Source organism: Shinella sp. GW835-FHT14H05, from assembly GCF_058793575.1.
Genome location: NZ_JBXAFY010000020.1, coordinates 70,484 through 83,837, shown reverse-complemented (window position 1 = coordinate 83,837; position 13,354 = coordinate 70,484). Strand labels below are relative to the sequence as shown.

General features: G+C 64.2%; 13 protein-coding genes. 8 read left to right on the top strand and 5 right to left on the bottom strand.

Features of this window, described 5'->3' with window-relative positions; genetic code table 11:
- Positions 1–401: 401 nt before the first annotated feature.
- Together AC1Q6Z_RS31860 and AC1Q6Z_RS31855 are read left to right on the top strand one after the other, a co-directional pair.
- Entirely contained in the window at positions 402–2,159 is a 1,758-nt protein-coding gene (locus tag AC1Q6Z_RS31860; protein WP_492650295.1) for an adenylate/guanylate cyclase domain-containing protein, read from the top strand.
- A gap of 95 nt (positions 2,160–2,254) precedes the next feature.
- Positions 2,255–2,443: a YegP family protein gene (locus AC1Q6Z_RS31855; protein ID WP_256118448.1), complete on the top strand. Its 189-nt coding sequence runs from the start codon at positions 2,255–2,257 to the stop codon at positions 2,441–2,443.
- Between the two features lie 47 nt (positions 2,444–2,490).
- Here the strand turns inward: AC1Q6Z_RS31855 and AC1Q6Z_RS31850 are convergent, their stop codons facing one another.
- On the bottom strand, positions 2,491–3,039 hold the full coding sequence (locus tag AC1Q6Z_RS31850) for a cupin domain-containing protein (RefSeq protein ID WP_492650294.1): 549 nt from the start codon (positions 3,037–3,039) through the stop codon (positions 2,491–2,493).
- 144 nt (positions 3,040–3,183) lie between these two features.
- On the opposite strand from AC1Q6Z_RS31850, the gene aptA reads away from it, so the two are divergent.
- On the top strand, positions 3,184–4,521 hold the full coding sequence (gene aptA, locus AC1Q6Z_RS31845; protein ID WP_492650293.1) for an omega-aminotransferase AptA: 1,338 nt from the start codon (positions 3,184–3,186) through the stop codon (positions 4,519–4,521).
- A 112-nt stretch (positions 4,522–4,633) separates the two neighbouring features.
- Entirely contained in the window at positions 4,634–4,993 is a 360-nt protein-coding gene (locus tag AC1Q6Z_RS31840) for a winged helix-turn-helix domain-containing protein (protein WP_439629679.1), read from the top strand.
- Positions 4,994–5,095: 102 nt separating this feature from the next.
- Here AC1Q6Z_RS31840 and modC read toward each other — a convergent pair whose 3' ends face one another.
- The 4 genes from modC to AC1Q6Z_RS31820 all read right to left on the bottom strand — a co-directional run bounded on the left by modC (position 5,096) and on the right by AC1Q6Z_RS31820 (position 9,734).
- Positions 5,096–6,169, bottom strand: a complete 1,074-nt coding sequence (modC, locus tag AC1Q6Z_RS31835) for a molybdenum ABC transporter ATP-binding protein (RefSeq protein WP_492650292.1) — start codon at positions 6,167–6,169, stop codon at positions 5,096–5,098.
- Positions 6,166–6,867: a molybdate ABC transporter permease subunit gene (gene modB, locus AC1Q6Z_RS31830; protein WP_492650291.1), complete on the bottom strand. Its 702-nt coding sequence runs from the start codon at positions 6,865–6,867 to the stop codon at positions 6,166–6,168. Before modB ends, modC begins: the two co-directional genes overlap by 4 nt.
- A 224-nt stretch (positions 6,868–7,091) precedes the next feature.
- Positions 7,092–7,865: a molybdate ABC transporter substrate-binding protein gene (modA, locus tag AC1Q6Z_RS31825; RefSeq protein WP_492650290.1), complete on the bottom strand. Its 774-nt coding sequence runs from the start codon at positions 7,863–7,865 to the stop codon at positions 7,092–7,094.
- 171 nt (positions 7,866–8,036) lie between these two features.
- Positions 8,037–9,734 (bottom strand): chemotaxis protein, encoded by a 1,698-nt coding sequence (locus AC1Q6Z_RS31820; RefSeq protein ID WP_492650289.1) that lies wholly within the window; start codon positions 9,732–9,734, stop codon positions 8,037–8,039.
- 393 nt (positions 9,735–10,127) lie between these two features.
- Between AC1Q6Z_RS31820 and AC1Q6Z_RS31815 the strand changes: the two genes are divergently transcribed.
- Genes AC1Q6Z_RS31815 through AC1Q6Z_RS31800 form a run of 4 tightly spaced genes read left to right on the top strand, consistent with a single transcriptional unit; the run spans position 10,128 to position 13,337 of the window.
- A complete protein-coding gene (locus AC1Q6Z_RS31815) occupies positions 10,128–10,454 on the top strand; it encodes an STAS domain-containing protein (protein ID WP_492650288.1) in 327 nt (108 codons plus the stop codon).
- A complete protein-coding gene (locus tag AC1Q6Z_RS31810; protein WP_256118439.1) occupies positions 10,454–10,822 on the top strand; it encodes a response regulator in 369 nt (122 codons plus the stop codon). The genes AC1Q6Z_RS31815 and AC1Q6Z_RS31810 overlap by 1 nt, the downstream gene beginning before the upstream one ends.
- Positions 10,819–12,822 carry a chemotaxis protein CheA gene (locus tag AC1Q6Z_RS31805; RefSeq protein ID WP_492650287.1) on the top strand — a complete coding sequence of 668 codons (2,004 nt, stop codon included), beginning with the start codon at positions 10,819–10,821 and terminating at the stop codon, positions 12,820–12,822. Before AC1Q6Z_RS31810 ends, AC1Q6Z_RS31805 begins: the two co-directional genes overlap by 4 nt.
- Complete coding sequence (locus tag AC1Q6Z_RS31800; RefSeq protein ID WP_256118437.1) at positions 12,819–13,337, top strand: chemotaxis protein CheW; 519 nt, start codon at positions 12,819–12,821, stop codon at positions 13,335–13,337. The genes AC1Q6Z_RS31805 and AC1Q6Z_RS31800 overlap by 4 nt, the downstream gene beginning before the upstream one ends.
- The last annotated feature ends 17 nt before the right edge of the window (positions 13,338–13,354 follow it).

Here is a 13,354-nt window from a genome sequence, read left to right as displayed (position 1 = left end):
AATGCTTCATTCCGTCCGTCTCCTTGATACGACGGACTCTACCAAAATCTGGAGGAAGTTCAGGGGCTCAGGTCACTGGCTTCGTTATGGAGAGCGAAGCCGCTAGCTTGGCTGCGTGATCAAGCTGGCAACCCTCTGGTGAGCTAATCGGCGGCTCGACACGTCCGGAATGAACTACCGAGCCAGGTTCCCCAGCCAAACTTTTCTCCCGTATATTTTCCCTTTGATTGCCGGAATGCTGTTAGCATTCGCGAGGCTTCGCGCCGAAATTCCGGTTGCAATCGGGGGCCGAGTCACTAGTTGGGTCAGGAAAGAGCGGATCTGCGCCGAGAGTTGTTGTCGATGATGTGCATGCGCCGGTGGTTGGCCGATAGATTTGGCGGGGCTTTTGCTTGAGCGACGTGGGGGCGCCACGGCAGGTTTTTCGCGGCGAAAGCGATGGGCGGCCGGCGGCCTCAAGGGCGTTTTTGCGCCGGCTTCGGCTTTGGACCGGGCTGGTCCTGTTTCTCTATGCGACGATGCATCTTCTGAACCAGGCGTTCGGCATACGCTCCGTCGAGGCCATGGACATGGCGAGCCTGGTGCTTTTCGACCCGTGGCAGAGCGCGCCGGGGCGGGTGCTGCTCTACGGCTCGATGAGCATTCACGCCGCGCTCGGCTTGCGCGCGCTCTATCGGCGGCGGCATCTGCGGCTGCCGCCGGTCGATGCGGTGCAGCTGATCCTCGGCCTTGCCATACCCGCCGTTCTCTTCGCCCATGCCGGCGCGATCGCCTATCTGAAGAGCGTCTATGACGCCCGGGTCGGCTTCGACAAGATCATCTATGCGCTGTGGGTCGCCAACCCGCAGATCGGCCTGCCGCGGCAGTTGCTGCTGATCCTTGCCGTGTGGATTCACGGCTGTCTCGGCGTGCGGGCCTGGCTTCGAACAAAGCAATGGTATGCGCGCCATGTTCCGGTCCTGATGTCGCTCGCGACGCTGGTGCCTGTGCTGGCGATCCTCGGTTTCGTCAATGCCGGGCTCGACATGCGCGAGCTCGCCGCCCTGGGCGTGGACTACCTGTCGCCGGGTGCTTACGACGCCCCGGGTTCGGCCGCTGCCGATGCGACGGCGCAGGCCAATGCGATGGCCGACCGCATTACGCTCGGCTACCTCGCGCTGCTTGGCGGCATCCTCGTGCTGCGTTTGGCGCGCGACTGGCATTCCTCGCGGTTCAGCTCGGTCAAGATCACCTATCCCGGCCCGCGCACCGTTTCCGTCCCGGTCGGCTTCAGCGTGCTGGAGGCGAGCCGCTGGTGCGGAATTCCGCATGCCTCGGTCTGCGGCGGTCGCGGCCGGTGCTCGACCTGTCGCGTCGAGATCGTCGCCGGCGGCGAGGCCTTGCCGGCAGCGGCGGGCGATGAGGAGCGCCTGTTGCGGCGGATCGGGGCGCCGCCATCGATCCGGCTCGCCTGCCAGATCCGGCCCAAACACGACCTCGCCGTCGTGCCGCTGGTGCATTCCGCCACCGCGGCGCAGACGAAAGGCGGCGCGTTCGCGCAGGTTGCCTCGGCCCGCCGGGAAACCGAGGTGGCCGCACTTTTCGTCGATCTGCGCCAGTCCACCCGGCTTGCCGACGACCGCCTGCCCTACGACACCTTTTTCATCGTCGAGCGCTACATCAAGGCGGTCTCCACGGCCGTTCGGGACAGCGGCGGCCATGTCACCAACATTGCCGGCGATGGCGTCATGAGCGTCTTCGGCGCGGACGGCCCGACGCATGACGCGGCGCGCGACGCCTTTCGTGCCGCGCTACGGCTGTGGGAGGGCATCGATGCCTTGAACGACGACCTACAACAGGAGCTGAACGAGCCGTTGCGGGTCGGCATCGGCCTGCATGTCGGGGTCGCGGTCGTCGGCACGGAATGGACGGGCGGGCTGGAGGGCATGCCCTTCCTCGGGGATACCGGCAATGTCGCGGCGCGCCTGGAGGCGCAGACCAAGCGGCTGGAAGCCACGATGGTCGCCTCCCGGGAGGCGATCCTGATGGCGGCCGGCCCGGAGCAGGTTTTCGACTTCGCGCCGGTGCTGCTCGCCGGCAAACAGGAGCCGATCGAGGTCGCGTGTTTTCGGCAAAGCGAGGAGCTTCGCGTGCTCGCCGGTTCTCCTGTGGCCGGCTAACTCTCCACCACAGAAATCTACGGCACTCTTGTCAGCGGTTTGCCCGACTGGCAGGTTGCGCATGTCGATTCACACCTGCACGGAGGGGACAACCCATGGCGCACAAGTTCGAGATCTACAAGGACAAGGCTGGCGAGTTTCGCGTTCGCTTCAAGTACAACAGCGAAGTGATGTTCTCCACGGAAGGCTATTCCAGCAAGGCGAGCGCTCAGAACGCCATCGATTCGATCAAGAAGAACGGCCCCGGCGCGCCCGTCGAAGACACGACGACAGCGCAGGCCTGATCGGGTCTAACCCTGGAAAAGCCCGCCACCGGCGGGCTTTTTGTCGTTCAGAAGGTCGGCGGGGTGCAGGCGCTGATGACCTCGCAGGGAACCGGGCCGACGCAGCGAAAGCGGTGCGGGCGGCGGCTTTCGAAATAATAGGCATCACCCGGGCCGAGGATGCGGCGCTCGTCGTCGACGGTCACCTCCAGCCGGCCGGAGAGCACGATGCCGCCCTCCTCGCCATCATGCACCAGCGGCACCTTTCCGGTGTCGGCACCGGGCTGGTAACACTCCTTCAGGATCTGCAGGCTGCGGCCGAAGAGATTGTCGCCGACCTGGCGGAAGGAGATCGGGCCTTTGCCGATCTCCACAAGCTCGTCCGCCCGGTAGAACGCCTTTTTCGGGCGGTCCGGCTCGAAGGCGAAGAATTCCGCCAGCCCGATGGGGATGCCGTCGAGGATGCGCTTCAGCGCGCCGACGGACGGGTTGGAGGCGTTCGATTCGATCAGCGAGATCGTCGAATTGGTGACGCCGGCGCGTTTGGCGAGCTCGCGCTGCGACAGATTGTGGGCGAGACGCAGATGGCGCAGCCTGCCCCCGATATCGACCGACATGATCTTTCCTGTTCTAGATGTTCGGAATATCGCAATTCTTGACTTCCATATCCTTTCTTTTCAAGAGCTTGACGTCAACCAGAAAAGGACTTGTTCGGCATCGCAAATCATGGCGTCTATCCGCCCAGCCAGAGGAGATCTGCCATGAACGCCCATAACAAGCCCAATGCACCGGTGCTCGACAGCTACTGGATGCCCTTTACCGCCAACCGCCAGTTCAAGGCGGCACCCCGCCTGCTCGCTGCCGCCGAAGGCATGTATTATACCAGCGCCGACGGGCGCCGCGTGCTGGACGGTACGGCCGGGCTCTGGTGCGTGAACGCCGGCCACGGCCGCCGGCAGATTGCCGCCGCCGTCGAGCGCCAGCTCACCCAGATGGATTTTGCACCTTCCTTCCAGATGGGCCATCCGATCGCCTTCGACTTCGCCGAGCGGCTGGCCGAAATCGCGCCCGGCCCGGAAGGCGCCAAGCTCGATCGCATCTTCTACACCGGCTCCGGCTCCGAATCGGTCGACACCGCGCTGAAGATCGCCATCGCCTACCAGCGGGCGATCGGCCAGGGCACGCGCACGCGCCTGATCGGCCGCGAGCGCGGCTATCACGGCGTTGGTTTCGGCGGCATTTCGGTCGGCGGCATCATCAACAACCGCCGCGTCTTCCCGCAGCTTCCCGGCTCCGACCATCTGCGCCACACCCATGACCTTGCCAAGAACGCCTTCGTAAAGGGCCAGCCGGAGCACGGCGCCGAGCTTGCCGACGACCTGGAGCGTCTAGTGGCGCTGCACGGCGCGGAAACCATCGCGGCCTGCATCGTCGAACCCGTCGCCGGCTCCACCGGCGTGCTGATCCCGCCGAAGGGTTATCTCGAAAGACTGCGTGCGATCTGCGACAAACATGGCATCCTGCTGATCTTCGACGAAGTCATCACCGGCTTCGGCCGTCTCGGCGCATCCTTTGCCACCAACTATTTCGGCGTCACGCCGGATCTGGTGACCACTGCCAAGGGCCTCACCAACGGCGCGATCCCTATGGGTGCCGTCTTCTCCAGCCGCAAGGTGCACGACGCGCTGATGCATGGGCCGGAAAACGCCATCGAGATCTTCCATGGCTATACCTATTCCGGCCATCCGGCGGCCTGCGCCGCGGGCATCGCGACGCTCGACATCTACCGCGACGAGGGCCTGCTCACCCGCGCCGCCGAGCTTGAGGACGACTGGCAGACCGCGATGCATTCGTTGAAGGGCCTGCCGCATGTCATCGACATCCGCACGATCGGCCTGATCGCCGGCATCGAGCTTGCCTCGCGCGACGGGGCACCCGGCACGCGCGCCTATGACGTCTTCGTCGATTGCTTCGAAAAGGGCCTGCTCATCCGCGTGACCGGCGACATCATCGCCTTCTCGCCGCCGCTGATCGCGGAAAAGCAGCACTTCGAGGACATCGTCTCGATCCTCGGCGATGCGTTGAAGCGCGCCGCTTAAATATTTTACGCAATTCCAGGAAACCGCTTCACACTTTTCCTGGAATTGCTTCGACTGCAATTTGCGAAAAACGCTGTTATAGCTGGGCCCGTAGCAGTACGGGCCCACATTCATGTCAGCATCCGCCAAGACCGAGCCGAAAATCATCTTCCGCCTCCAGTTCGAGCCGGAGGGGCGCCTCGGCCGCGGCAAGATCCAGCTTCTCTGCCATATCAAGGATACCGGCTCGATTTCGGCCGGTGGGCGCGCGATGGACATGTCCTATCGCCGGGCCTGGCTGCTCGTCGACGAGATGAACCGGCTGTTTCGCGCGCCGGTGGTGGAATCGCAGCGCGGCGGAAAACAGGGCGGCGGCGCGGTGCTGACGCCCTTCGGCGAGGCGCTGATCGCGCATTACCAGGCGATGGAGGAGAAGGCGCGCGCGGCCCTTGCCGACGATATCGACTGGATCGTCGGGCAGCTCGCCGACTGACGAGAGCGTTTCCGCTTTTCTTCGAATCGCGAAAACACTCTATCTTTTTGTTTTTACGCAATTCCGGACGCAAAACCGCTACGCACTTTTGCTGGAATTGCTCTATTCCAGCGCCACCGTCTTGATGACGGCGTGAACGGGCAGGCCCGGCACGAGGCCCAGGCGCTCGACGGAAAATGCGGTGATGCGGGCGCGAACGGGATCGCCGCCGCAGGCGATGCGCAGGCTCGCCATGCCCTCGCCGTCCGGCTCGATCGCTTCCACGATGCCTTCCAGAATGTTGAGCGCGCTGAGGCCCTCCGGGCGCACGGTCGCGACCATGACGTCGCGGGCGGGGATGCGCAGCCGCACCGTCTCGCCGGGCGAAACGGCGGCACCCGGCACGAGGATGGTCGCGCCGCCATCGAGGCGGATGGTGGCGAGGCCGTGGGCGGCGTCGCGCGCCTCGACGTGGCCGGAGAGCACGCTGCCGGCCTCGCGACGATCGGCAGCAGACGACAGACGCGGGCCGCCGAGCACGTCGGAGGCGGCACCGACCGCCTCGATACGGCCGCCCGCCATCAGCACCACCCGGTCGGCCAAACGCGCGACCTCGGCCACCGAATGGCTGACATAGACGATGGGAATGCCGACCTCGTCGCGCAGGCGCTCCAGATAGGGCAGGATTTCCGCCTTGCGCTCCTCATCGAGGGCGGCGAGAGGCTCGTCCATCAAGAGCAGGCGGGGAGACGCGAGTAACGCGCGACCGATGGCGACGCGCTGCTTTTCCCCGCCGGAAAGGTTGTTCGGCTGACGGTCGAGCAGGTCGGCGATGCCGAGCAGGTCGACGATGCGTTCCGGATTTTCCGCGCGGGCGCCCTTCGGCGAGAACCAGCGGCCGTAATGGAGGTTCTGGCGGACCGTCAGGTGTGGGAAGAGGCGCGCTTCCTGGAAGACATAGCCGAAGCGGCGGCGGTGGGCGGGAACGAAGATGCGCCGCGCGGTATCGACCAGCACCTCGTCGCCGAGCAGCACGCGGCCTTCCGCCGGGCGCGTCAGGCCGGCGATGATGCGGACCAGCGAGGTCTTTCCCGAGCCGGACCGGCCGAACAGCGCGGTGACGCCGCCATCGGCGCTGAAGGCGGCATCCAGCGAAAAATCGCCGAGCCGGTGGCGGGCTTCGACGACGAGGCTCATTCGAGGTTCACCTTGCGGCCGATGCGTTGCGCCAGCACTTCCGAGGCGAGCAGCGCGATCATGGAGATCGCGATCGCAACGAGGGTGAGCCGCATGGCGCCGGCATCGCCGCCGGGCACCTGGGTGAAGGTGTAGATCGCGGCCGACAGGGTCTGCGTTTCGCCGGGAATGTTGGAGACGAAGGTGATCGTCGCGCCGAACTCGCCCATGGCTTTCGCGAAGGCGAGGATCATGCCGGCGATGACGCCGGGCAGGATCAGCGGCAAGGTGACGGTGAGGAAGACCCAGAGAGGGCTCGCGCCCAACGTGCCGGCGGCCTCCTCCAGCTTGCGATCGACGGCCTCGATGGACAGCCGGATCGAGCGCACCATCAACGGAAAGCCCATGACGCCGCAGGCGAGCGCCGCCCCCGTCCAGCGGAAGGACAGCACGATGCCGAACCATTCGGCGAGCACCGAGCCGATGGCGCCGCGCCGGCCGAACAGCACGAGCAGCAGGAAGCCGGTGACGACCGGCGGCAGGATCAGCGGCATGTGCACGATGCCGTTCAGAAGCGACTTGCCCCAGAAGCGGCCGCGCGCCAGCGCCAGCGCGACCAGAATGCCGAGCGGCAGGCTGACGAGGACCGCAACCGCCGAGACCCTGAGGCTCAGCCGGATCGCCGTCCATTCCTCGTCGCTCAAGGCAAGCCAGTCCACGTCGGTTCCTTCGAAATGCCGGAAGCCCCGGAGATTGAACCGGGGCCGGACCGTCGACAAGACCCAAACCTCATGTCCGTCATGGTCGGGCCTAACCCGACCATCCATGCCACGGGTGCCGCGTGGATCCTCGGGTCAAGCCCGAGGATGACGGAGTGTATGGGTTGAGACTTGCCACAAACCAAGCCCCGGGTTTAGCGCCCGGGGCTGTCGCGAGGCTCGTCTTACTTCAGGATCGAGAAACCCTGTTCAGTGAAGAAGGGGGCGGCCTTCTCGGACTTCAGGAAGTCGAGATAGGCGGCCGCTGCGGCGCTCTTCGATTCGTTCAGGATGGCGACCGGGTAGATGATCGGCGGATGGCTGTCTTCCGGGAAGGTGCCGACGACGGCGACGCCCGGATCGGCAGCGGCATCCGTCTGGTAGACGATGCCATAGGGTGCCTCGCCGCGCGAGACAAGGGCGAGTGCTGCGCGGACGCTTTCGGCCCCGGCGACCTTGCCTTCGACCGACGACCAGACGCCGAGCTTTTCGAGCGCCGCCTTGCCGTATTTGCCAGCCGGCACGGTCTCGACCGCGCCCATGGCGAGCTTGCCGTCACCGACGAGGCCGGCGAGGTCGAAGCCTTCCTTGATCTCGACGGTCGATGCCTTGTCCTTCGGTGCGACCAGCACGATGCGGTTGCCGAGCAGGTTGACGCGCGTGTCGTCCTTGATCAGCTTCTTTTCGGCAACGTAATCCATCCAGGCAAGGTCGGCCGAGATGAAGAGATCGGCGGGCGCCGCGGCCTCGATCTGCTTGGCGAGCGCCGAGCTTGCGGCATAGGAGACCGTCGTCTCGTTGCCGGTTTCCTTCGACCAGGCGGCATTGGCCGCATCGAGCGCGTTCTTGAGGCTGGCGGCGGCGAAAACGGTGACCTTTTCCGCGGCGACGGCCGGCAGGGCAAGCGGGAACGCCGCGAAGGCGGCGACGACGAGTTTCAGAAGCAGACGACGGTTCATTCCTGTTCTCCCTTATTCCTGCCTTCGGGCAGCGTGATATCCCCTTGAATATATCGGCGCTTCCGGCTTTGCCAGCGCTATATTTTCAAAAATACAGGGAAACAGACCACCGCCAAACGGCCGTAAAGACCGTCTGGGCAAGCTCTGGGATTCACAGGGAAATTTGACCGCCTAGAACAACGCGTCGTCGAAGAGTTCGTCGTCGGTCTTCGCGGCCGCCGGTGCGGCGGGCGCTTCCAGCGGCGTGCCGAAGATGCGGGCATGCACCTCGCGCTCGGAAACCATGGTGTAGGTGCGGGAAATCCGGCTGCCGAGATCGGCGAGCGCCTCGTCAAGGCCCGACAGGTCGGGAAGCTCGTGGCCGATGAGGTCACCGGCGCGGGCCGAGCAATCGGCGAGCACGTCGCCGAGTTCGGCATTGAAATCGAGGTCGGCGATGGTGCGGCCCGCCTTGGCGGAAACGTCCGCGCCGCAGGCACGCAGCGCCGTCATGTCTTCTTCCATGCGGTCGCCCGCGCGGCGGATATGGTCGAGCGCCTCTTCCAGATTCGCATCGAGCGAGCCGCCGGCGCTGGCGCCCGCCTCGCTCAGCCTGCCGGCATCGTCTTCCAGCGATTGCAGGGCGACGAGGATATGTTCCGCCGTCTCGTCGAGCCGCGTGGAGAAGGTGCGCAGTTCCGCCGTCACGACGTTGATTGCGCGTCCCTCCTCGCCGAGCTTGCTGCAACGCAGGTTGGTGTTAAGCGCCATGTACTGGATGTCGGTGCGCACCAGCTTGATCGTCTCGACGCCCTTCAACAGCTCGCGCACGGTCTCGACCGTGCTGTGGCCGAGCGCATTGGCCTTGTCGGCCGCCTGTTCGATATCGCGCACGACGGCACGCGCCGCGGCAATGTCGGCCTCCAGGATGCGCATGGCGCGGTCAGCCGACTTGCCATCGGCGGCGTCCATGTCGCCGTAGAGCAGCATCAAGCCGTCAATATCGGCACCGAAACTGCGGATCGTGCTGACGACCGTCTTGCACTCGCGGGTGAAATCGCGGGCGATCTCGCCGAGTTGCGCATGGACCAGATGGCGCACGAGCGCGGTCAGGCGGCTGGCCGCCTCAGTATCGAGCGTTCCGGCGGCCAGATAGTCGTCCAGAAAGGTGAAGGCGGATTGGCAATGTTCGATGCGCTGGCGGGTAATGTCGCCGATCTGCATGGCCGAAAGCGTGGTCGCGACCTTGGTCTGCACATGGCGGGCCGAAGCGCCGACCTTGGCGGCGAGTTGGGAAAGGTGGCGGCGCTGGGCCGTGAGGTCGCCGGCATTGCGCGAGAGGTTGCCGGCAATATCCGGCACGCTGCGGCGGAACCGTTCGAGCGCCTCCCCGCCCCCGGTCGAGGCGGAGCCGATCACGCTGCTCAGCGTGCCGATCTTGGTGCCGAGCGCGTCGACCTGCGTTCTGCCGTATTGAATGCGTTCAAGGATTTCTTCCGCAAAGCCGGAAAAGTCCGGAATGGCGGCGCCGGTGATCTTGGCGGTCGTGGCGAAGGTGCGGAGATAGCGCAGCGTCTCCTGCATATCGGCAATATAGGCGCCGAGCGACTTTTCCGTCACCGCGACATTGCCGAGGCGCTGCTGGCGCATCTCCTCGATGCCGGGAAGCGCTGTGAGCTGGTCGACGGTTGCCACGAGCTGGCCGATCGTCGCCTCGGCGGCCTCGTCGCCCAGCGAGCCGGAGAGGTTCTCCAGCGATGCAACCAGACGATTAAGGACATCGAGCACGTTGAGCAGGACGACGCCGCCATCGAGGAACCGCTGCTCGATGCGCGAGCGAGCCCCTTCGAGGCGCGACACGAGTTCCGTCTCAGCCGTTTGTCGCTCCACGCGCTTTGCGCTTGTTATTCCTGACACGCCATACCCCACTCACAAGAACCCGTGAGCGGCACCCTAGGGCGAACAATGTAACGCCCAGTAAATTCGCAATACCTTATCTAATGGAGTCCCGCCGCGGCAGGTCGATTTCGGCGCCACTACCCGAAGATGCAGGCATCCCTAGAATTAGGGATTTATAAATGATATTACTTATATTAAATTTACTAGATTTCTTCATTAAAACAAAGGTTTATTCAATTTTACTCCCCATGCGTGAGGCGGCGTAGATACGTGCCGTTATCTACCAATAGATGAAATTAGCAACCGCGCTTTACCCTTCATTAAGCGTGACTTGGGAATCTGGCGCGGGAAATACTTTGTCCCGGAACGATTATCGAGGCCTCCATGTCATCAACCCTGCCGGGTGACACGTCGTTAACCTTACCACCGACCCTCACCATCAAGAATATAGTGGCAGTTCGAGAGTTGATCTTGGATTGTTTGAATATAAACGCGTCCGCGACCCTGGATATTGATGAGGAAGCGCAGGTCGATCTCAGTTTTGTGCAGCTCATTACGGCGGCCCGCAAACAGGCAGAGATGAAGGCGGGGCGCATTCTACTTGCCCGGCCCGCTGCCGGAGACCTTTACGACGTGCTGAAGCGCGGCGGCTTCCTCGATGACATGACGCCGGACGCCGCGCATTTCTGGTTGCATCAGGAGAAGAATTGATGACCGCGAAGATCTTGACCGTTGACGATTCCGCCAGCATCCGGCTGACGACGCGCGTCACCCTTTCCAATGCCGGCTACACTGTAACCGAGGCGGTCGACGGCGTCGACGGCCTGAACAAGTTGAAGGGTGGCGAATACGACCTCGTCGTTACCGACCTGAACATGCCGAACATGGACGGCCTGACGATGATCCGCGAGCTGCGCAAGCTGCCCGCGCACACCGGCGTTCCGGTCATCTTCCTCACCACCGAATCCGACGGCGAGCTGAAGGCCCAGGCGAAAGCCGCCGGCGCCACCGGCTGGCTCACCAAGCCGTTCGATCCGGAAAGCCTCGTCAAGATCGCCAAGAAGGTGCTGGGCAAATGAGCAACCCGGACCCGATCTCAGTCTTCCGGACAGAAGCCGCCGAACTGCTGGAACAGATCGAGTCCGGCCTTCTGGATCTGACGCGCAGCCTCGACGACCGCGACCAGATCGACGCCGTCTTCCGCGGCCTTCACACGTTGAAGGGTTCCGGCGCGATGTTCGGCTTCGACGCGCTCGCCGCCTTTACCCACCATTGCGAGACCGCCTTCGACCGGGTGCGCAAGGGCGACGTGCCCGCCACGCACGAACTGGTCTCGGCCGTGCTTTCGGCGCAGGACCACATGCGTGCGCTGCTCGAAACGCCAAACGGCGACCATGATGCAATGAGCGCCAGCCTGCTCGACAACCTGCACCGCGCCGTCAATGGCGCAGGCTCCCCTGCCCCGGCAGCGGTTGCCGCCGTAGCTGCCACGCCCGTCAAGGAAGATGCCGGCGGCATGCGTGAATGGCGCATCCGCTTCCGCCTCCCGGCCAATGCCATGGCAAACGGCACCAATCCGCTCGGCCTGCTCGACGAAATGCGCGATCTCGGCGATTGCAAGATCGTCGCCGACATTTCACAGGTGCCGGATCTTGCGACGCTCGAGCCGCGCGACATCCATCTCGGCTGGGACGTGACGCTGAAAACCGAGCGGCCGCGCGCCGACATCGAGGACGTCTTCATCTTCGTGATGGACGACATGGAACTGGAGATCGCGGAGGTCGCTGTCGAAAAACCGGCCGCGGCACCGAAGCCCGCCGAAGTGCCGGCTGCCAAGGCCGTGGTCGTCGCGGAGCGCGAGGCACCCGCGATCCAGGCAGCCAACGATTCCAAGCAGAACAAGTCGGCCGAAAACGTCCGCGTTCCGGCCGAACGGCTCGACGAGATGATGGACCGCGTTGGCGAGCTCGTTATCGCCCAGTCCCGCCTCACCCAGCTTGCCGGCACCGCGGCCGATCTCGGCCTTCGCTCCGTCTCGGAAGAAATCGAGCGGCTTTCCGGCGAGTTGCGCGACACGATGATGGTGCTGCGCATGATGCCGGTCGCGAGCCTCTTCAGCCGCTTCCGCCGCCTCGTGCACGATCTTTCGCGCGAAACCGGCAAGGAAATCGAACTCATCACCGAGGGCGAGACCACCGAGGTCGACAAGACGGTCATCGACCGGCTCGCCGATCCGCTCGTCCACCTCGTGCGCAACTCGATCGACCACGGCCTCGAAAAGCCGGAAGAGCGCATTGCCGCCGGCAAGGAGGCGAAGGGCCAGGTCATCCTTTCCGCACACCAGACGGGCGGTGAGGTCATCATCACCATCAAGGACGACGGCCGCGGCATCAACCGCGAGCGGGTTCGCGCCAAGGCGGAATCCTCCGGCATCATCCAGCCGGGAGCGACCCTCACCGACCAGGACCTGCTCCAGCTGATCTTCCAGCCCGGCTTCTCCACCGCCCAGGCGGTTACCAATCTTTCCGGCCGCGGCGTCGGCATGGACGTGGTCAAGAAGACGGTGGAGGCGCTGCGCGGCACGATCGACATCATCAGCAAGCCGGGCGAAGGCTCGACCGTCTCGCTGCGCATTCCGCTGACGCTCGCCATCATCGAGGGTCTTCTCGTGCGCGTCGGCCAGGGCTGCTACGTCATCCCGCTTTCGGCGGTGGAGGAATGTCTGGAACTGTCGCTCGAAGACGACCTGCGCTCGCGCGGGCGCAGCTTCATCTCGCTGCGCGACAGCCTCGTGCCGTTCCTTCGGCTGCGGGAGCTGTTCAGAACCGGCACCGAGCCCGATCAGCACCAGAAGGTCGTCGTCATCTCGACGGGCTCGGAGCGCGTCGGCCTCGTCGTCGACCAGATCATCGGCGACCACCAGACAGTCATCAAATCCATGTCCAAACTGCACCATGACGTCGTCACCTTCTCGGGCGCGACCATCCTCGGCGACGGCAGCGTCGCCCTGATCCTCGACGTCACGCACCTCATCGCAGTCGGACAACATCAGGAGGCGCAATTGCGGGCGGCAGGATGAGCGAAGCGGCACGAAAACTCGACTACGAGACGATCTGGGGCGGCGAGGAAGAGCTCTCTGTCCTCACCTTCAACCTGAACGGCGAGACCTTTGCCATCGAGGCAATCGTCGTGCAGGAAATCCTCGATCTTTTGCCGGAAACCCATGTTCCCGGCAGCAAATCCTTCGTTTCCAGCGTCATCAACTTCCGCGGCAAGGTCATTCCGCTTGCCGACATCCGCCTTGCCTTCGGCATGGACGCGACGGAAACCACCATCGACAGCCGCATCGTCGTCATCGAGCTCGATCTCGACGACGAGGCGACGCTGATCGGTCTGCGCACCGACAAGGTCAACGAAGTCACGACGCTTCCGAAACTTGCGAGTGAGCCGCCGCCAAGCGTCGGCATGCGCTGGCGCGCCGACTACATTAATTGCCTCGTCAAGCGGGGCGGCGAATTCATTATCGTTCCCAATTTACACGCGATTTTTTCCTCCAAGCGAGATCGCACCGGTGCGGCCCAAGTGCCGAACTAGGACATCAGGAGAGACCC